16 protein-coding genes and 1 pseudogene are annotated in these 18,598 nt (G+C 61.1%); 7 read left to right on the forward strand and 10 right to left on the reverse strand.

The window, feature by feature from the left end; genetic code table 11:
• Positions 1–108: 108 nt before the first annotated feature.
• On the reverse strand, positions 109–1,062 hold the full coding sequence (locus INF77_RS02790; RefSeq protein WP_193532425.1) for an AraC family transcriptional regulator: 954 nt from the start codon (positions 1,060–1,062) through the stop codon (positions 109–111).
• Positions 1,063–1,200: 138 nt separating this feature from the next.
• Entirely contained in the window at positions 1,201–1,434 is a 234-nt protein-coding gene (locus INF77_RS02795; RefSeq protein WP_028015371.1) for a DUF2171 domain-containing protein, read from the reverse strand.
• 222 nt (positions 1,435–1,656) lie between these two features.
• On the opposite strand from INF77_RS02795, the gene INF77_RS02800 reads away from it, so the two are divergent.
• A complete protein-coding gene (locus tag INF77_RS02800) occupies positions 1,657–1,845 on the forward strand; it encodes a hypothetical protein (protein WP_028015370.1) in 189 nt (62 codons plus the stop codon).
• 41 nt (positions 1,846–1,886) lie between these two features.
• On the opposite strand, the gene INF77_RS02805 is transcribed toward INF77_RS02800, so the two are convergent.
• Together INF77_RS02805 and INF77_RS02810 are read right to left on the reverse strand one after the other, a co-directional pair.
• A complete protein-coding gene (locus tag INF77_RS02805; RefSeq protein ID WP_193532426.1) occupies positions 1,887–3,008 on the reverse strand; it encodes a cupin domain-containing protein in 1,122 nt (373 codons plus the stop codon).
• Positions 3,009–3,143: 135 nt separating this feature from the next.
• A pseudogene (locus tag INF77_RS02810) lies at positions 3,144–3,749 on the reverse strand (ATP-dependent Clp protease proteolytic subunit); the annotation flags it as partial.
• A gap of 85 nt (positions 3,750–3,834) precedes the next feature.
• Between INF77_RS02810 and INF77_RS02815 the strand changes: the two are divergent.
• Both INF77_RS02815 and INF77_RS02820 read left to right on the forward strand, forming a co-directional pair.
• A complete protein-coding gene (locus tag INF77_RS02815; RefSeq protein ID WP_045631073.1) occupies positions 3,835–4,221 on the forward strand; it encodes a VOC family protein in 387 nt (128 codons plus the stop codon).
• A 179-nt stretch (positions 4,222–4,400) separates the two neighbouring features.
• Positions 4,401–5,018, forward strand: coding sequence for a response regulator transcription factor (locus INF77_RS02820; RefSeq protein ID WP_045259555.1), 618 nt, complete (start codon positions 4,401–4,403; stop codon positions 5,016–5,018).
• A gap of 3 nt (positions 5,019–5,021) precedes the next feature.
• Here the strand turns inward: INF77_RS02820 and INF77_RS02825 are convergent, their stop codons facing one another.
• The 5 genes from INF77_RS02825 to INF77_RS02845 form a co-directional block, all read right to left on the reverse strand.
• Entirely contained in the window at positions 5,022–10,604 is a 5,583-nt protein-coding gene (locus INF77_RS02825) for an ATP-binding sensor histidine kinase (RefSeq protein ID WP_193532427.1), read from the reverse strand.
• Between the two features lie 9 nt (positions 10,605–10,613).
• On the reverse strand, positions 10,614–10,994 hold the full coding sequence (locus tag INF77_RS02830; RefSeq protein ID WP_028015364.1) for a response regulator transcription factor: 381 nt from the start codon (positions 10,992–10,994) through the stop codon (positions 10,614–10,616).
• Positions 10,995–11,017: 23 nt separating this feature from the next.
• On the reverse strand, positions 11,018–11,278 hold the full coding sequence (locus INF77_RS02835; protein ID WP_028015363.1) for a XapX domain-containing protein: 261 nt from the start codon (positions 11,276–11,278) through the stop codon (positions 11,018–11,020).
• Entirely contained in the window at positions 11,275–11,496 is a 222-nt protein-coding gene (locus INF77_RS02840) for a DUF1427 family protein (RefSeq protein WP_193532428.1), read from the reverse strand. Before INF77_RS02840 ends, INF77_RS02835 begins: the two co-directional genes overlap by 4 nt.
• Before the next feature lie 61 nt (positions 11,497–11,557).
• The gene (locus INF77_RS02845) at positions 11,558–12,244 is read right to left on the reverse strand and encodes a hydrolase (protein ID WP_023331928.1); all 687 of its coding nucleotides are present in this window, start codon (positions 12,242–12,244) and stop codon (positions 11,558–11,560) included.
• A gap of 219 nt (positions 12,245–12,463) precedes the next feature.
• Here INF77_RS02845 and INF77_RS02850 point away from each other — a divergent pair, with 219 nt between their 5' ends.
• Genes INF77_RS02850 through INF77_RS02865 form a run of 4 tightly spaced genes read left to right on the forward strand, consistent with a single transcriptional unit; the run spans position 12,464 to position 17,210 of the window.
• On the forward strand, positions 12,464–14,335 hold the full coding sequence (locus tag INF77_RS02850) for an amidohydrolase (RefSeq protein WP_193532429.1): 1,872 nt from the start codon (positions 12,464–12,466) through the stop codon (positions 14,333–14,335).
• Positions 14,335–14,742, forward strand: coding sequence for a DoxX family protein (locus tag INF77_RS02855; protein ID WP_028015359.1), 408 nt, complete (start codon positions 14,335–14,337; stop codon positions 14,740–14,742). Before INF77_RS02850 ends, INF77_RS02855 begins: the two co-directional genes overlap by 1 nt.
• The gene (locus tag INF77_RS02860; RefSeq protein WP_193532430.1) at positions 14,739–16,358 is read left to right on the forward strand and encodes an MFS transporter; all 1,620 of its coding nucleotides are present in this window, start codon (positions 14,739–14,741) and stop codon (positions 16,356–16,358) included. The genes INF77_RS02855 and INF77_RS02860 overlap by 4 nt, the downstream gene beginning before the upstream one ends.
• Positions 16,359–16,388: 30 nt before the next feature.
• Positions 16,389–17,210 carry an alpha/beta fold hydrolase gene (locus tag INF77_RS02865; protein WP_193532431.1) on the forward strand — a complete coding sequence of 274 codons (822 nt, stop codon included), beginning with the start codon at positions 16,389–16,391 and terminating at the stop codon, positions 17,208–17,210.
• Here INF77_RS02865 and INF77_RS02870 read toward each other — a convergent pair.
• The gene (locus INF77_RS02870; RefSeq protein ID WP_193532432.1) at positions 17,173–18,597 is read right to left on the reverse strand and encodes an MFS transporter; all 1,425 of its coding nucleotides are present in this window, start codon (positions 18,595–18,597) and stop codon (positions 17,173–17,175) included. The genes INF77_RS02865 and INF77_RS02870 overlap by 38 nt on opposite strands.
• Position 18,598 lies beyond the last annotated feature (1 nt).

Below are 18,598 nucleotides of genomic sequence, written 5' to 3' on the forward strand. Positions count from 1 at the left end.
TAAGAATTATTACCTTTTTGAGAGTGCAAACGGCTATGCGCGCCGCCAGGTTACGTATGCGCGATGCTAAACCGCACGGGATGCGTTCGCGCGATGGGCGAAATTACGTTAGCGGAGTTTGCGCACGTCGCCCGGTGAAATTCCGTAATGACGACGAAATGCGGTGGCGAAGTTGGTGGCATGCTGATACCCGCACATCCAGGCCGCCTGCTGCACGCTGTGGCCTTCCAGCAGATAGCGGCGCGCCAGCGCAAGGCGACAGTCGCGAAGATAATCGAAGAGGGTGCAGCCGTAGCGCTGACGGAACTTGCTGCGCAGGCTGCTTGGGCTCATTGCAGCCAGGGCTGCCAGCTGCGCGAGAGTATGATCCCGTTCAGGAGACTGTTCCAGCATGCTCCGTACGCGTTCCAGGCGCGCATGCTCAGGGCGGCTCGGGCAAGGCTGCTGGCGCTGGTTCAGGCCGTGGCCGAGCAGCTGGTACATCAGCCCCTCCAGCAATAGCTTACGCGCGAGCACGCTTCCCCTCTGCTGCTGCGCATGCTGAATGCCTGACATAACAAACTCGGGAACGTGCCAGACAAACGTGGGTGTATTCAGGTTTTGCCATTCCAGCAGCAGCGACTCAAGCAGGGCTTCACGCCCGGCTTCATGCGGGTACACGCCAAACGAGAGCGTTTTCAGCGCGCTGTCGGCGTCGTGACGCGCACTCATCACCTGCTCCTCACTCAGACGGGCGCTGAACGCCATGCCGGGACGAACGTGATAGTCGATGCCATTGAGCGCGATCGTAACGCACCCTTCCAGAACTACCAGCATATAGAGCGGGCTGCTGTGGCGGGATGTGGTTTCGTAGGGTTGTAATACATGCACGTCGGAGTGGGTCAGCGAAATGCCGGACGAGAGCGTCATCTCTTCCACATTCCCCTGCAACACCGGACTGCCGCTGACCTGCTCCCCTTTTAACAGCGGGAAACGGTAGTCGATGCCGTAGCGCTCGCCGAATACCTGAAAATCCTCAACAAAAAATATGCGTTTCGCTGATCTATTTTCACTCTGGAGCATAATTCGGGGCCTGCATCGGGAAAAGGACAGGCAAAACAGTACCATCCCTTTGCCATATCAGCAATCACCGGGCGCAGACACTATTACGCTCCGGACAAAGCCGGAGCGAAGATATATATTTCTTTGCGAGAAATATATTTATGCTTCCTGCCACTCAGCAAAAACCTCTTTATGGTTTTTGGTCAGGATAACTTTATTATCTTCGACCTTATCGACCCAGCCGAGAGGAATAAAGTGGTGCTTGCCGCCTGATTCAGGGTCACTCTTAGCAAGCTTGATACGCTCGCCGTCTAAATGGTCCACAACCCCGACGTGCGTTCCGCAGCTGGCGACAACCTGAGTGTGATCCTTAATTGCGCTTTTATCTACCATAATCATTCTCCTGTTTCGGTTATTTGCCTGTTGCACGAAAAATAACTGTAGCGCATAAATTCAGGCTTAAAAGGCTTATTAGCATTTTGAAACATCATTGACAGAATGGAATATGATGTCTATTTAACGCCGAAATGAAAAAAAATAAGAATGAGATGAATTATTTCCGACTGATTATTTCCCGATCATAATTAAATTATCGCAACCAACGAGGAGGTATTTATGACGATTCGCAACAATAATCGGGCAGAAATTTCGCTGGCTCTTGGTGAAGCGGTCCTGGACATCGTGCAAAAAGGCCATGAGTTATCGCGAGAGAATCTCGCCCAGGCGATGAAAATCAAAGCGGAGAAAGAGCGCGACGACGAGCGGCTTTTGAACTACTGGAAGGCGTGTAATATGCTGGTTTGAACGTAGCGGCGTTTAGGCTGACTAAACGCCGCCTCCTGTTACTACTCGTCGAAGTACCAGTACCCCTGGTTAATCAGCCCGGTGAGTTCGTCAACAAACGCCGGGTTTTTCAGCGCGTCGCCCAGCTCGGCCTGGCCGAGTTCGGTGTAGCGGCACAGCGCATCCGCGCCCTTCGCGTCTACCGTCTCCAGCTGTTCGCTGTTGATGAAGACGCTGCCGTTAACGTTCAGCACGCGCAGGCCGCTCAGGCGCGACAGCGTTTCGCCGCCCTGCAGCGCGTCTAGCACCTCGTCTGCCGAATACGGCGGCTCGGCGGCGGCGATATCCAGCTCGTGGCGCGGCGTGGAGACGAAGCTGCCAAACCATTTCGTGAAATCGTCCGGCTTGCTAATCATGTCGATCATCATCTGACGGATACGATCGAGCTCGTACTGCTCCACGCGGCCCGGATGTTCGCGGCAGGTGAGATCCGGATCGCTGTAGTGCTCGCCGCCAAGATCGTTTTCCAGCGCGTAGTCGGCAAAGCTGCTGATCAGATCGCGGCCGTTCGGCCCGCGGAAGCCGACGGAGTAGTTCAGCGCGGTTTCATGGGTGAAGCCGTCGTGCGGGAATCCAGGCGGAATGTAGAGAATATCGCCCGGGGCCAGATCTTCGTCGATGATCGGCTCAAACGGATCCACGTGCAGCAGCGCCGGATGCGGGCAGAACTGACGCATCGGCAGCTTGTCACCCACGCGCCAGCGGCGGCTGCCCATCCCCTGAATGATAAACACGTCGTACTGATCGATATGCGGACCCACGCCGCCGCCCGGCACGGAGAAGGAGATCATCAGGTCGTCCAGACGCCAGTCCGGCAGAACGCGGAACGGACGCACCAGCTCCGCGGCGGGCATATGCCAGTGGTTCACCGCCTGCGCCAGCAGCGACCAGCCGGTTTCGCCCAGACCGTCAAAGTGCTCAAACGGACCATTGCTGGCCTGCCACTTGCCGTTAGCGTGGCTCACCAGACGACTATCGACTTCCGGCTCCATCGCCAGGCCAGCCAGCTCGTCCGGGGTAATCGGGTCGATAAAATTCGGGAAGGCATTTTTCAGCACTACGGGTTGTTTTTGCCAGTATTTCTCAAGAAATTCCGGCCAGTTCAGGTTCAATTGATACGCCATGGGTAGCACCAGTGAGAGGGGAAACAGGCGCGATTATAGGCAAGAAGGCAGAGGGGGAACTTGTCATGGGTCAAACGAGCGCGCGTAGGTCGGGTAAGGCGAAGCCGCTACCCGACACGTACACGGCAGTAAAACTTAATCCAGGTTCAGCTCGTCGTAATGGGTAATCAGTTTGCCCACGATGCCGTAGTCCAGCGCTTCTGCCGGAGACATCCAGTAGTTGCGGTCGGTGTCTTTTTTCACTTTTTCCAGCGGCTGGCCGGTGGCGTCAGCGATCAGCTTGTTGACGCGATCCAGCATGCGGATGATCTCGCGCGCTTCGATCTCAATATCCGTCGCCTGACCGCGCACGCCGCCCAGCGGCTGGTGGATCATAAAGCGGGTATTCGGCAGCGAGTAGCGGTGCTCTTTTTTCGCTGCCAGGAAGATGGTGATCCCGGCGCTCGCCACCCAGCCGGTGCCGATGACGTGCACTTCCGGGCGGATGAACTTGATGAAGTCGTGAATGGTGTCACCCGCTTCCACGTGGCCGCCCTGGCTGTTGATGTACAGCTTGATCGGATCGTTGCTGACGCTTTGCAGCAGGATCATCTGGGTAATGACCTTCTGCGCCAGCTCCTGGTTGATCTCGCCGGAGATGACAATCGAACGAGACTCCAGCAGTTTTTGCTGCAGAGCGCCCGCGCCGCTTGACCCTTCCGCTTTGTCCTTGTCGCTTTCTTTCAGTGTGTAGTGCATTGTTGTTTCCTCAGCTTGTCGCGCTCAAAACCAGAGTGTAGCCTGTTTTATCAGTGAAAGTCCTCACAGACAAATAACGAGGGATCTTATGAATATTGCACATGTCGCACTCTGGACCCGCAGTCTTGAGGCCCAGGTTCAGTTCTGGGAAACGGTGTTTAATGGCCGCAGTAACGAACGCTACGTCAGCAAAAACCGTCCGGGGTTTGAATCCCATTTTATTACCCTGGATGACGGGCCGACCCTCGAGCTGATGACGCTGCCGGACCTGCCCGATGCCCCGTCGCACCCGGAGTTTATCGGCTGGGCGCATATCGCCATTAACGTCGGCAGCAAGGCAAAAGTGGACAGCATGGCCGAGCGGGCGCAGGCAAACGGCACGCTGCTCAGCGCCCCGCGCATGACCGGGGACGGCTTTTATGAAGCGGTAATCGCGGACCCGGACGGCAACCGCATTGAGCTTGTCGGTGCATAAAAACAGCGTTTCATTCCTTCACCGCCCCCGCCCCGGCTCGCTATACTTCATATGGTTATCATATTGTTAAATGATAATGATATTTAATGTGTTAAGATGAAAGTCAGCATAAACAGTCTCTTACGCCACCGTTGAGACTGTTTGCATCCTCGACATTTAAATCAGCACCGGGGCGGTGAATGGAACACATTGTGTATGTGGTTGATGACGATGACGCGGTCAGGCAGTCCGTAATCGGGCTGCTGGAATCGGCAGACTTAAACGCCATCGGCTTTTCATCAGCAGAAACGTTTCTTCAACACCGGTTTGAGGATCTGCCGTCGTGCGTGATCCTCGACATGCAGATGCCCGCCATCTCTGGCTTCGAGGTGGCGGACGCGCTCAAAGACAGCGGGCGCGAGATCCCGATTATTTTTCTCACCGGCCACGGCACTATCCCGATGTCGGTGCGCGCCATCAAAGGCGGCGCGTACGAATTTCTCACCAAGCCCGTTGAATCCGCCGCGCTGATCGACGCCATTGAGTCCGCGCTGCAGCTGGCGGAAAACAACGCCGTGCGCAATAAAGAGCACTACGCCCTGAAGCAGCGCCATTTGTCCCTCACGCCGCGCGAGCACGAGGTGCTTGAGCTTGCCATCACCGGCAAGCTCAACAAGCAGATTGCCGCCGAGCTGGGCGTCAGCGAGATCACGGTGAAGGTGCACCGCCGCCGCGTGATGGAGAAAATGCAGGTGCGCTCCGTGGCCGAGCTGGTCAGGGCCGTTGAGCGCCTGACCAAAAGCCAGCCCGCTGAGTAACGTTTACCCTTCCTGCGCGGCCAGCGGCAGCGCGAAGGTAAACACCGTGCCGTGCGGCTCCCGGCGGCGCGCGCTCAGCTTTCCGCAGTGGCGCTCGATGATGCTGGCGCTGATGGTCAGCCCCATCCCCATCCCCTGCGGCTTGGTGGAGTAGAACGAGTCAAAAATCTGCTCCAGCCGTTCGGGCTCAATGCCGCTCCCGGTATCGGCGATCTCAACGATCACTTTCCCGTCCGCGTTGGCGGTGCTGAGGATGATGGTGCTGGCGCGATCCCTCACCTCGGCCATCGCTTCTACCGCATTCATCACCAGATTCAGCAGCACCTGCTGGATCTGCACGCTGTCCCCGGTGATAAAGCTGTCGCTGGCGTTCAACAGATAATCAACGCTAATGTGTCTCTGCTCCAGCTCGCTGCGCGAAAGCGTGATGATATGGTGGATCAGGTAGTGCATATCAATGCGCGAGAAGGTGGGATCCTGCTTGCGCGTCAGGGACTGGATGCTGCGAATGATCTCCCCCGCACGCGCGCCTTCCGCGGCGATCTCCTCCAGCCCTTCGCGCACTTTATCCAGGCGGGCGGGCTCGCGGCTGAGCCAGCGCAGGCTCGCCCCGGCATTCGAGACGATGGACATCAGCGGCTGGTTGATCTCGTGGGCGATGGAGGAGGTAAGCTGCCCGACGGTGGTGGCGCGGGACACCCTCGCCAGATCCGCCTGCGCCACCCGCATGGCATCTTCCGCGGCGCGCTGGCTGGTGATATCGGTAATGATGCCGTAGTACTCGTTCACCTCGCTGCCCACCCCCACCGGATCGCCAATTCCGAGGATGTAGCGCGTTGAGCCGTCGGTGCGCTTAATACGAAACTCCGCGCGCATGGAGAGCCCGTCGCGCACGCTCTGGGTGACGATGGCGCTGATGCGGGCGTAATCGTCCTCGTGGACGAAGGTTAAAAATTCCGCCATGGAGATCATCTTTTGCTGGTCGGGCAGGCCGAGAATGCGGGCGTACTCTTCCGAGACAAACATCAGATCCTGCTCCAGCTCCCAGCGCCAGCTGCCGGTGTGGCTGATCTGCTCGCCCAGCATCAGCGAGGTCTGGCTGGCGCGCAGCTCTTTTTCCACCCGGCGGCGCTGAATGTTCTCCGCCAGCAGCTCGGCGTAGAGCCGCGCCGTCTCCAGGGATACCGCTGCCTGCGCGCCCAGCAGGCTGACCACGCGCGAGTGCTCGGCGGTGAAGACCTCCGGCATCAGGCGGTTTTCCAGGTAGAGCACGCCCACCAGCCGCGCCTGTTTGAACATCGGGACGCACATCACCGCCGCCCCCGAGGTCACCAGATAAGGGTCCTGGCTGAAGGGATGAAACTCCTCCGGCTTGCCGGTGCGGATCTCCTGCCCGGTGCGGATCACCGCAGCCAGCACCGACAGCGGCATGTCGGTCGCCATCGGCACGTCTTTCAGGATCCGCACCCGCACGCCGTCGGTGCTGGTCCAGGCGCTGGCCTCGATCTCCGGGATCAGGTTATCGCTCACGCGAAGCAGCAGGCCGCGCTGCGCCCCGGCGCGTTCGAGCAGGATGGTCATCAGGTTTTCAATCAGGCGCTCAAGATTGATCTCTTCCGACAGCGCGCGGGAAGCCTTGATCACGCTCTGCAGATCGCGGATCGTCTCGTTCTGGGCAAACGCCACCGTGTCGTAGGCGCTGGCCTGCCCGGAGGCCAGCAGGTGCGGGAAATCCTGCTCCAGCTGGCGCACCTTGGCCTGCGCGCCCGCGCGGCCCCAGGCGGCAATCGAGCCGCGGAAGTGCGCGTCTGATGCGGTCGGGTAGCCGCAGGCCAGCGCAAAGCGGCCCGCCAGCTCGTGGGCCAGGGCGTTAATCGGGTTAAAGCCACCCTCGCGGGAGAGCCGAACCGCCTTCTCATACTGCTCAAGCGCAATGCTGTTCATCCCGTCCAGACGGACAATTTCGGCGTAGATCAGCGCCTCTTTATCCGCGAACGTGCCGGGATTAATGCGCGCCCAGAGGGCGATTTTGTCGTAGTGAGCGTGAATGCTGCGGCGGTGATTTGCCGAAAACGTCTCCGGCGTCAGCTGACGTGAGAGCGCCAGCGCGCTGTAGAGATGGTAATCCAGCAGATGGATATGGCCCGGCGCAGACCACGCGTACCAGCCCGCCATCTCAAGATCCGCCTGCGCGTCGGTATACTCGCCGCAGGTAAAGTGCGCCATGCCGCGGTAGAGCCAGTACCAGAACAGCATGGTGGAGGTCTGCTCCGGGGCCTGCTCCGGCGACGCGGGAAGCAGCGCCTCGGGCAGCGCCTGCGACGCGGTCCAGGTGCCGATCGTCGGCGTGCGCAAAAACTCCACGAAGGTGCGCTGGAGCATCAATATGGTCTCCACGTCCTGGAAGTGGGTTTTACGTACAAACGCCAGGCCGCGATCGATGCTGGTCAATACCCCGTCCAGGTGATCGCCCCGTGAGAGGAAGTTAATGACCTGATGGCAGGCCGCAAAGCAGGCCACCGTCATATCGCCGTGGGTAACGGCGGCGGTGAAGCAGGCTTTTGCGCACTCGATGGTGAATGACAGCGGCTGGGTCCAGACGCTGAGCTGGTCGAGGGGCAGGAGGGTTTTGGCTTCGAACGCGTCGTAGCCGTGGCGGTTCACCAGCTCGCGGGCCAGGGTGCCGTACTGGAACCCGAGGCGGTACTCGGCGTAGCGCTGGCCAATCAGCACGCCAAACCAGGCCATCGCCGTGGTGGAGGCGCCAGTGATGCCGTGGTCGAGGGTGAGGTGCATCATGCGGCAGAGCAGCAAAAAATGCAGGCGCGGGCAGATGAAGCTGGCGCAAATGCTGGCGCTGTAGAGCAGGTTCATCACCGCTTCGGTTTCCGGGTTATCCATCCGCGACAGCTGGGCAAAAAGGCTTTGCGGCGCGTCGGCCGTGCGGTTGCAGAAGTGTTCCCAGGCCTCGTCGCAGTCGGCATCTTCCGGGTGGCGGCCAATCTGAATACCAAAAATCCCCAGCCAGCAGAGCGCCGCCTCCAGCGCCAGACGGCTGTCCGACTGGCGAATGTACACTTCCACCAGCAGGTTGGCCGCCAGCGCCTTTTCGGTCAGCCCGCCGGGGCAGCCGAGGATGGCGTCACACAGCTCGCGGGTGCGCTCCAGGTGCCCCAGAGCAAACTCGCAGCCCGCCTCTTCGATATCAAGCATAAAGTCTGACACCGTCCCGGCGTTGCCCAGCGCTCTGGCGGTCTGGATATAGCTGAGCGCCGATGGATAATCCCCCGAACGCTTTGCCCGTCGTGCGGCCAGCAGGCTCAGCTCGCGGAACATCTGGCGCTGCGGCGCGGGCTGGATGCAGTCCAGCGCGGCCGTGACGTGATGAACGGCGCGGAACAGCAATTCGTTCCCCGCGGCCTGACGCGCGGCGTCGGCCAGCAGGCTGGCGGTGGTCAGGTGAAGATGGCTTTTCTCATGCTGATCCAGCATCGCAAAGGCCGCCTCCTGCACCCGGTCGTGGGTGAAGGCGTACTCTTTTTCCGTCAGCACAATGAGCTGGGCCATCACCGCCGGATGCAGCGCATAGCGCATTTCCGCCATCGACATGCTGACCACCCGGCAGATCATCTCCATCTCGCCCGTGCCGCCAAGGCAGGCGAGGCTGCCCAGCAGGCGGCGCGTCTCGTCGGGCAGCTCTTCGAGCTGCTCAAGCACCAGGGTAACGACGTTTTCGGTGTAGTGCCGGGCGCGGATCGCCTGCAGATCGTAGTGCCACTTATCCTGATATTTGTTGTGCACCACCAGCCCGTCATCCACGATGCGGCGGAAAAATTCGTGCACAAAGAGCGGGTTGCCCCCGGTTTTCTCGTGGATCAGCGTGGCGAGGTCGGTCGTCGCCGCGCTGCGGGCACGAAATATCGTCGCCAGCCAGCGCGCCACCGCCTTCACGGACAGCGCCTGCGGGACAATTTCAGTCGCGTTTTGCGCCGCCTCCGGCAGGCTCGCCAGCTGCTGTTGCAGCGTTGGTTCAGACAACGAACCGATATCGCGGTGGGCGACCACCAGCAGCAGCGGGATAGCGCCGCAGGTCACCAGCAGATGTTTCAGCGTATGCAGGCTGGCCGCGTCGCTCCACTGGAGATCGTCGAGCACCAGCACCAGCGGGCAGCCCTGAGAAGCAAAGGTTTTTACCAGCGCCAGCACCATATGGCTGAAGCGCGCCCGGGCATCAATGGAAAACGTATCCGCCGAGTAGCGCGGCTTGCTCTCAAGGAGCAGCCCCAGCTCGGGCACCAGGCTGACGGCCAGCGCTTCGTATCCCTCCAGGGCGCGCGACAGGCGGATTTTCCACTTCGCTACCTCTTCCGCGGGCAGCCCCAGCAGGTGCAGCGTCAGGGTGCGGAACGCGGAGCTTAATACGCCGTAGGGTAAAGACGGCGAGAACTGATCGACTTTCCCCACCGCCAGCAATACCTGACGCTGCTGCAGCGTTTTGAGCGCCGTCGCGATGATGGACGATTTGCCAATCCCCGACGGCCCGCCGATTGTCACCAGCTCCGGCGCCAGGTTCTGCCCCACCCGCTCAAACGCGGCAATGACGTCATTCGCCTGCGGATGCGTCGCGAACAGGGAGTCCGCCAGATGGATCGCGGGAGTGCGGTCCTGCTGGCCGGGCGTAAAGGCGACGATCTCACCCTCGCAGGTCAGCGTCGCCTGGCAGCGGCGGAGGTCGGCAATCAGCCCGTCGACCGTCTGGTAGCGGTTATCGGGGTGCTTTTCCAGCAGCTTGAGGATGATGGTCGACAGCATCCCCGGCACGTCCGGGCGAATCTCGTCCGGGGCCAGCGGCTCCGAGGCAATATGGTAGTGCGCCCAGTTGGTCTGATCGTCCTCCCCCAACTCAAACGGCAGGCGTCCGGTCAGGAGTTCATACAGCACCATGCCGAGGCTGTAGAGATCGCTGCGGCCGTCAACGGGACGCCGGGTGCGGGTGGTGTGCTCCGGAGACATATACGCGGGCGTACCGCCTGAAACGGCAAGCCGGGTCTGGGAGAAGGCACCGGAGAGGCTACAGGAGAGGCCAAAGCTGCCCAGACGGCAGGTGGCATCGTGATGAACAAAAATCGCGCCGGGCTTGATATCGCCGTGGATCAGGTTTTGCAGGTGCATCTGGCGCAGGGGAACGCAGATCTGGATCGCCATCTCAATAAAGCGCGAGATCCCCGAGATCGCCCTGCCCGCGCGCCGCGCCAGCAGCTCAAACGCAAACGGCGCATACACCAGCGCGAATCGTCCCCGGTACTGGGTGGAGGCAACGGCGCGGATGGCCCAGCTGTCCTGCAGCACGTCACGCAGCGCAAATTCGTTTTTCAGCAGCCGCGTGGCCCGTTCTTCCTCTTCGTCGCTCACCGCTGTGGCAATGATGAACGAGCCGCCTGAATGGGGATGGCGCGCGTGCATCCAGGCGATACCGCCCTCCTGCGCCAGCACGGTAAAAATCACATCCTCTTTAAGGACAAAAACCCGCCCCTGGTGAAGATTCCCCTGGGCGGGCCAGAATGCAGGCTGCTCGTGTTCGTTCATCCGCGATCCTTATCGTCGGCGGGCCAGCTCCCGCTGTATATGATCCAGCAGAATATCGATGTTAATGGGTTTACGCAAAAATGCAGCGGCGCCCAGGCTAAGAGCGTACCGCTGCATATTTTCATCAGCATGACCGGAGATAAAGATCACGGGCGGTGGGGGGACGGCCAGCAGCCGCAGCTTGTCAAACAGCTCCAGGCCGCTCATGCCCCGCAGCTTGATATCGGCGATCACCAGCGCCGCGCCGGACAGGGCGAGCGGATGGCTCAGAAACACCTCTGCCGAATCAAACGTATCGGCGGCATACCCTTCCGACTCCAGGAGATTACTCAGCCCGCTGCGGACGGAACGTTCGTCATCAATGATGGCAATGCGCCACGGCAGCGTCATGCTGTCTTTCCTCAAAAAAATCATTAAACGTCGCGATCGTCCTTCGCGGGCGCGGGGGGCGCCGTGCCGCTGATTTTCGGCACGCATTCGTGACGAAACCAGGCGAGGGTAAACGGTTCGCGACTCAGTAAACGCCGTCCCACCGGGATGAGCTGTTCACCCACCAGCATGCCAAACAGGCCAAGCAGGGCGACAACCGGCGGTGCCGGGGAATGAACGTCGAGCAGGGCGTAAATTACCCCAGCAACCACGCCGCACACCAGCGAAATTATCCATGCTCTCATGACGTCGCTCCCGTCTGCAATTTCACCTGCGGAACCGTTACCTGAGGAGGCGGCGCGCCGTCGCGGGATAACAGATGGCGCGTCGCCTGTTCACCCGCCAGCATCCCCAGCAGGCCAATCAGCGCCAGCGCGGGCGGCGCGGGGGAGCGCACCTTCAGCACGGCATACATCAGGCCAATCAACACGCCTGCGGCAAGAGATATCAGCCCAGTACTCATTGTGAACTCCAGAGAAAGAGGCAGCGGCGAGCCGGATGAGGGACCAGCCCGCCAGCGGAACTTAGCGAGCCGGGACCGGCGCTAAGGTGCGGTGCTCGCTCTTCTGGCGAGACGGTGCTTTGTGCACCATGGTGTAGGCGTAATCCACGCCCATGCCGTACGCGCCGGAGTGTTCGCGCACGATATCCATCACCGCGGTGTAGGTCTCTTTACGCGCCCAGTCGCGCTGCCACTCCAGCATCACCTGCTGCCAGGTCACCGGGATCACGCCTGCCTGGATCATGCGCTGCATCGCGAAGTCGTGGGCTTCTTTGGAGGTGCCGCCGGACGCGTCCGCCACCATATAAATTTCGTAGTCGCCTTCCAGCATCGCGCACAGGGCAAAGCTGTTGTTGCACACTTCGGTCCACAGGCCGGCAACCACCACCTTCTTCTTGCCGTTGGCCTTCAGCGCGTCGCGCACCTTCTGGTCGTCCCAGGAGTTCATGGAGGTACGCTCCAGAATGTCCTGGCCCGGGAACACGTCCAGCAGCTCCGGATAGGTGTTACCGGAGAAGCTTTCTGTCTCAACGGTGGTGATGATGGTCGGGATGTTGAACACTTTGGCCGCTTTCGCCAGCGCCACGGTGTTGTTTTTCAGCACCTGGCGGTCAATAGACTGCACGCCAAACGCCATCTGTGGCTGGTGATCGATAAAGATGATCTGACAGTTCGCAGGGGTTAACACTTCGAGCTTTGAAGAGGTCATAGCATTTTCCAGTGGTTAAGGGTAGAAATCGCCGCGAGCGCCGCGACGATAAAGTCACCCTCATCCTGCGATTTTCCGTCGCCGCGCGTAATTATCTCTTCGTATAGTTAACCTTAGGTATAGTTATACTTTGGTATACCTATCCTATTGTATAACTGGATCTTTGCCGAAACCGGTTCCCATAATCCTGACCATTCCCCCTCTCAGTCAGGAGCAGTTATGGTTACCCTCGGTAAAGCCGATCTTATTCTGGTTAACGGCCAGTTTCACACCGTCGATCGCGAGAACCCTGTCGCGGAAGCCGTTGCCGTGCGCGATGGAAAATTTCTGGAAGTGGGTACCGTCGCCGAGGTGATGCAGCACCACTGCGACGGCACTAAGGTGGTGGATTTGAAAGGCCACACCGCGATCCCCGGCCTGAACGACTCGCACCTGCACCTGATCCGCGGCGGGCTGAACTACAACCTCGAGCTGCGCTGGGAAGGCGTGCCGTCCCTGGCCGACGCCCTGCGGATGCTGAAAGAGCAGGCCCTGCGCACGCCGTCGCCCCAGTGGGTGCGCGTGGTGGGCGGCTGGAGCGAGTTCCAGTTTGCCGAGCGCCGCATGCCGACGCTGGATGAGATTAACGACGCCGCGCCGGACACCCCGGTCTTCATTCTGCACCTGTACGACCGCGCTCTGCTCAACCGCGCCGCGCTGAAGGTGGTTGGCTATACCAAGGATACGCCGAACCCGCCGGGCGGCGAGATCCAGCGCGACGCCAACGGCAACCCGACCGGGATGCTGATCGCCCGCCCGAACGCCATGATCCTGTACTCAACCCTCGCCAAAGGGCCGAAGCTGCCGCTGGAGCAGCAGGTCAACTCCACGCGCCAGTTTATGCGCGAGCTGAACCGCCTGGGGCTGACCAGCGCCATCGACGCGGGCGGCGGCTTCCAGAACTACCCGGAAGATTACGAGGTGATTGCCGAGCTGCACGAGAAAAAGCAGATGACCATCCGCATCGCCTATAACCTGTTTACCCAGCGTCCGGGCCACGAGCTGGAAGACTTTGAAAAATGGACCGACATGCTCACGCCGGGCCAGGGCAGCGACTTCTTCCGCCACAACGGCGCGGGCGAGATGCTGGTCTTCTCCGCCGCCGATTTTGAAGACTTCCTCGAGCCGCGCCCGGACCTCGCGCCGGGCATGGAGGACGAGCTGGAGCGCGTGGTGCGCCATCTGGTGGAGCACCGCTGGCCGTTCCGCCTGCACGCCACCTATAACGAATCCATCAGCCGCATGCTGGACGTGTTCGAGAAGGTGAACCGCGACATTCCGTTCAACGGCCTGCACTGGTTCTTCGACCATGCGGAAACCGTTACCCAGGCCAACATCGACCGCATCAAAGCGCTCGGCGGCGGCATTGCCGTTCAGCACCGCATGGCCTTCCAGGGGGAGTACTTTGCCGAGCGCTATGGCATCGAAGCTACCCGCCACACGCCGCCGGTGGCAAAAATGCTCGAGACCGGCGTGCCGGTGGGCTTAGGGACGGACGCCACCCGCGTGGCGAGCTACAACCCGTGGACCGCGCTCTACTGGCTGGTCTCCGGCCGCACCGTCGGCGGGATGCAGATGTACGATCATAGCGCCCGTCTGGATCGCGATACCGCCCTGATGCTCTGGACCCAGGGCAGCGCGTGGTTCTCCAGCGAGCAGAACCAGAAGGGTCAGATTAAAGTTGGCCAGCTCGCCGACCTGGCGGTGCTCAGCAAAGACTACTTCCGCGTGCCGGAAGAGGAGATCAAGGGCATCGAGTCCGTCCTGACGGTGGTGAATGGCGACATCGTTTACGCCGCAGGCAGCTTTGGCCCGCTCGCGCCGCCCGCCATTCCGGTTCTGCCCGAGTGGTCCCCGGTCGTGAAGGTGCCGGGCCACTACCGCAGCGCGCCGCCGCAGGCTACGCGCGTCGGCTTGAGTGTGGCTCACCACTGCAGCGGCCCGTGCGGGGTTCACAGCCACCAGCATGATTTCGCCCGCACGTCAGAGATGCCGGTGTCCGACGATAACGCTTTCTGGGGGGCGCTGGGCTGCAGCTGCTTTGCATTCTGATGAAAAACACTACTATGCCGCCCCGGGTCGACCTGGGGCTGTTCTTCCTGCGCCTGACCGGCAGCCTGCTGCTGCTCTACGTGCACGGCCTGCCGAAGGTGCTGCACTTCAGCGAAGAGCTGACGCGCATTGAAGATCCGTTCGGCTTCGGGCCTTACGCGAGCCTGATCCCGGCGATCGTCGCCGAGGTCATCTGCCCGCTGTTGATCATTGCGGGTGTCTACACCCGCCTGGCGTGTCTGCCGATTATCGCCGTGCTGCTGGTGGCGATGCTGGCGGTACACCCGGACTGGTCGATTGCCGAAGGGCAGTTTGGCTGGCTGCTGCTGATTATCTTCACCACTCTCGCCCTCACCGGGCCGGGCCAGTGGCGGCTGCAGCGTAAGGCGACGGAGAGGTTCGCATGACCCAGGTTAACGACGTTCGCGACGCACACGTTGAGACGACGCCCGCGCGGGCGGTTTCGCCCTGGCAGCCGCTGAGCCAGCCGGTGTTCCGCATGCTGTGGATCGCCACGGTGGTCTCTAACGTCGGCTCATGGATGAGCGACGTCGGCATCAACTGGAGCATGCTGACGCTCAGCGCCGACCCGCTGGATATCGCGCTGGTGCAGGCGGCGAGCAGCCTGCCGATGTTCCTCTTCGCCCTGCCGTCCGGGGTGATGGCGGACATCGTTGACCGGCGTAAATACCTGCTCTTCTCACAACTGTGGGTGTTCATCGCCGCCGCCGGGCTGACGGTGCTCTCCTTCACCGAACACGTCACCCCTACCGTTCTGCTGGTGGCGACGTTCCTGCTGAGCGTGGGCGCGGCGATGAGCTCGCCGCCGTTCCAGGCCGTGGTGCCCGATCTGGTGAGCAAGCCGGAGCTGGGTGCCGCCGTGGCGCTGAACTCGCTCGGGGTGAACATCAGCCGGGCGATTGGCCCCGCGCTGGGCGGTTTTCTGCTTTCGCTCGCCGGGCCGTGGATGGTGTTTGCCCTGAACGCGCTGTCCGTGGTGGGCGTAGCGTGGGTGCTGTGGCGCTGGCGTCCGGCGCCATCCGTGCAGCGCCTGCCGCCGGAGCACTTCTTCTCCGCGGTGCGCTCCGGCATTCGCTACGTGCACGCCGCGCCGGTGCTGCGCAACGTGCTGGTGCGCACCGTGGCCTTCTTCGTTTTCGGCAGCGCGGGCTGGGCGCTGCTGCCGCTGGTGGCGCGCCGCGAGCTGGGCTTAGGCCCGGCGGGCTACGGCGTGATGCTGGCGTGCATCGGCCTGGGCGCCATTGCCGGGGCGATCCTGCTGCCGCGCCTGCGCCAGCGGCTGAACGCCGATCGGCTGATGGTGGCCGCGAGCCTGGTTTTTGCCCTCACCATGCTGGCGCTGGCGTTCGTGCGCCACGTCTGGCTGCTCAACCTGTTTGAGTTCTTCACCGGCTTCGCGTGGATTGCGGTGCTCTCCACCCTCAATCTCGGCGCACAGCGCAGCGCCGCCCGCTGGGTGAAGGCCCGGGCGCTGGCGGTCTACCTGACGGTGTTCTTCGGCTCGATGACCACGGGCAGCGCCATCTGGGGGCAGATCGCCTCGCAGTTTGGCACCCCAACCTCGCTGGTGATCGCCACGCTGGGGATGGTGCTGGCAAGCGCAACGGTGTTCCGCTGGAAGCTGGAGAAAGATCCTGATTTAAACCTCGACCTGAGCGGCCAGCCGCTGGACGGCGTGGAGATTGAGCTGCCGAACGAGCGCGGCCCGGTGCTGGTGTCGCACGAGTACATCATCGACCCGCAGAACGCGAAAGCCTTCCTGGAGGCGGTACACGAGCTGCGCCGGGTGCGCCGCCGCGCCGGGGCGATGAGTTGGGCGGTGTACGAGGATATCGAACGTCCGGGGCTGTTTATCGAGACCTTCCTGATGGGCTCCTGGATTGAGCATCTGCGCCAGCAGGAGCGCCACACCATGAATGACCTCCTGCTGCAGAGCCGCGTTCTGGCTTTTCATCAGGGCACAACATCACCGGCAATTCGCTATCTGGTCGCGCCGGTATAACCATAACCATCACCTGTACAGGAACACACTATGGCAACGTTTAAGGCACAAGACGGCACGCAGATTTACTACAAAGATTGCGGCGCGGGCAAACCGGTTCTCTTCAGCCACGGCTGGCCGCTGGACGGCGACATGTGGGACAGCCAGCTGAACTACCTGGCCGAGCGCGGCTTTCGCGCCATCGCCTTTGACCGTCGCGGCTTTGGCCGCTCGGATCAGCCGTGGAACGGCTACGACTACGACACCTTTGCGTCCGACATTAACGACCTGATCACCACCCTGGACCTCCAGGACGTGACGCTGGTGGGCTTCTCCATGGGGGGCGGCGACGTGACCCGCTACATCAACAACTACGGCAGCGCGCGCGTGGCCGGTCTGGCGCTGCTGGGCGCGGTCACGCCGATCTTCGGTAAATCCGACTCCTTCCCGCAGGGTGTGGATCAGAGCGTGTTCGACGGCATTCGCGACGGACTGCGTAAAGATCGCGCCCAGTTCATCAGCGACTTCGCGACGCCGTTCTACGGCACCAACGCCGGGCAGACCGTCTCTGCCGGTGCCCTGACCCAGACGCTGAACATCGCCCTGCTGGCATCCCTGAAGGGCACCATCGACTGCGTGACCGCGTTTGGCGAAACCGACTTCCGCCCGGATATGGCGAAAATCGACGTGCCGACGCTGGTGATCCACGGCAGCAACGACCAGATCGTGCCGTTTGAAAGCACCGGCAAGCTGGCGGCGGAGATGCTCAAAAACGCCACGCTGAAGGTGTACGACAACGCGCCGCACGGCTTCGCGCTGACCCACCAGGATCAGCTCAACGAAGATCTGCTGGCGTTTGTGAAGTCGCTGTAACTTTTTCCAGGCCGGGTGGTAAGGCGCAGCCGCCGCCCGGCGCTTTCGCAGACGCGTTCCGCTCCGCCAGCAACCGACAAACCTCCGCATGCTTCTCCTCGGTAAAGGTAAAGCGCGACATAAAGCCCATGCGGATCAGCGACCCAATCGCCGGCAGCAGGCAAATCCCGAAGAACAGCCCCGACAGCACGCCTTCGCTCTGGATTTGCGCCTGCGGCACGTAGCCGATCATCGTCAGAAACACGCCGATGAGCCCGCCGCCCACCGCCACCGACATCTTGCCGGTAAAGGTCTGCCCGGAGAAGGTGATCGCCGCGCAGCGCTTGTTAGTGTGGTACTCCGCGTACTCGATGGTGTCGGCAATCATCGACGAGGTGAGGATGTTGGTCATCATCACGAACAGCGTGCTCAGGCCGAGCAGAATAAACAGCATCGTCACCTGCTGATATCCGACAAACCACATCACCACGCGCACCGCCACGTCCAGCCCGCAGAGGATCATAAACAGCTTCCGCTTCTGCATCCGGCGCGTCAGCATCGGGGCGACCAGACACAGCACCGCCGCCACAATGCCCATCACGCCAATCGCCATCTGCAGGCTGCCGTCGCCCAGGTTGTTGATAAAGAAGTAGATATACAGCCCGCCCGCCACGTTGTGGAACACGCAAAAAAAGAACGACAGCAGGACGATAAACAGCGGCTTGTTCTGACGCAGGTTGTGGAAGGTGTCGCGGATGGTCACCTTTTCCGGGCTCGGCGGCACGCGCTCTTTGATCTGCATAAAGCCGTTGAGCATCAGCGGCAGGCCCACCAGCATCATCACCAGCGCCGCCATAAAGTAGCCTTTATCGTTGCTGTACTGGGCGAAGAACGCCGCCAGCTTCGGGAAGAAGATGTTGGCGCAGGCAATCCCGGCGTTCACCCCGAGCATCGCCGCCGTCACCGCGCGGGTGCGCTGACCGGAGTCGTTGGTCATCACCGACGACATCGACCAGAACGGGATATCGGAGATGGCGTACAGCGTCCCCCACAGGATATACGTCACCCCGGCGTAGAGGATTTTGGTGGTCATGTCCGCTTCGATTTTATAGAACGACAGCAGCGTGACGCCGGTAATCAGCAGCGGCGCGATCAGCAAAAAGTGGCGAAACTTGCCGAACCGGCTGTTAATGGTGTCCATTATGCTGGCAAACAGCGGATCGTGAACCGCGTCCCACGCGCGGGCAATCAGGAAGATGGTGCTCGCCGCCAGCGCCGAGATCCCCAGCACGTCGGTGTAAAAATAGTTAATAAACGAACCCACTAAACCAAAGCTAAAACACTGACCTAAACCATAGCCAAAATAAGACCACAACTCGCGAGACGGTATTTTCATTGTCGTTGCCATA

This window comes from Enterobacter cloacae complex sp. P1B (assembly GCF_014982345.1).
Classification (GTDB): Bacteria; Pseudomonadota; Gammaproteobacteria; order Enterobacterales; family Enterobacteriaceae; genus Enterobacter; species Enterobacter bugandensis.

Excerpts from the sequence above, each read along its gene's own strand:
- INF77_RS02800 (WP_028015370.1), top strand. The coding sequence starts at position 1,657 with ATGACGATTCGCAACAATAATCGGGCAGAAATTTCGCTGGCTCTTGGT.
- INF77_RS02835 (WP_028015363.1), bottom strand. The coding sequence starts at position 11,278 with ATGAGAGCATGGATAATTTCGCTGGTGTGCGGCGTGGTTGCTGGGGTA.
- INF77_RS02795 (WP_028015371.1), bottom strand. The coding sequence starts at position 1,434 with ATGGTAGATAAAAGCGCAATTAAGGATCACACTCAGGTTGTCGCCAGC.
- INF77_RS02815 (WP_045631073.1), top strand. The coding sequence starts at position 3,835 with ATGAATATTGCACATGTCGCACTCTGGACCCGCAGTCTTGAGGCCCAG.
- INF77_RS02790 (WP_193532425.1), bottom strand. The coding sequence starts at position 1,062 with ATGCTCCAGAGTGAAAATAGATCAGCGAAACGCATATTTTTTGTTGAG.
- INF77_RS02860 (WP_193532430.1), top strand. The coding sequence starts at position 14,739 with ATGACCCAGGTTAACGACGTTCGCGACGCACACGTTGAGACGACGCCC.
- INF77_RS02845 (WP_023331928.1), bottom strand. The coding sequence starts at position 12,244 with ATGACCTCTTCAAAGCTCGAAGTGTTAACCCCTGCGAACTGTCAGATC.
- INF77_RS02850 (WP_193532429.1), top strand. The coding sequence starts at position 12,464 with ATGGTTACCCTCGGTAAAGCCGATCTTATTCTGGTTAACGGCCAGTTT.
- INF77_RS02805 (WP_193532426.1), bottom strand. The coding sequence starts at position 3,008 with ATGGCGTATCAATTGAACCTGAACTGGCCGGAATTTCTTGAGAAATAC.
- INF77_RS02855 (WP_028015359.1), top strand. The coding sequence starts at position 14,335 with ATGAAAAACACTACTATGCCGCCCCGGGTCGACCTGGGGCTGTTCTTC.
- INF77_RS02865 (WP_193532431.1), top strand. The coding sequence starts at position 16,389 with ATGGCAACGTTTAAGGCACAAGACGGCACGCAGATTTACTACAAAGAT.
- INF77_RS02870 (WP_193532432.1), bottom strand. The coding sequence starts at position 18,597 with ATGGCAACGACAATGAAAATACCGTCTCGCGAGTTGTGGTCTTATTTT.
- INF77_RS02840 (WP_193532428.1), bottom strand. The coding sequence starts at position 11,496 with ATGAGTACTGGGCTGATATCTCTTGCCGCAGGCGTGTTGATTGGCCTG.
- INF77_RS02820 (WP_045259555.1), top strand. The coding sequence starts at position 4,401 with ATGGAACACATTGTGTATGTGGTTGATGACGATGACGCGGTCAGGCAG.
- INF77_RS02830 (WP_028015364.1), bottom strand. The coding sequence starts at position 10,994 with ATGACGCTGCCGTGGCGCATTGCCATCATTGATGACGAACGTTCCGTC.
- INF77_RS02825 (WP_193532427.1), bottom strand. The coding sequence starts at position 10,604 with ATGAACGAACACGAGCAGCCTGCATTCTGGCCCGCCCAGGGGAATCTT.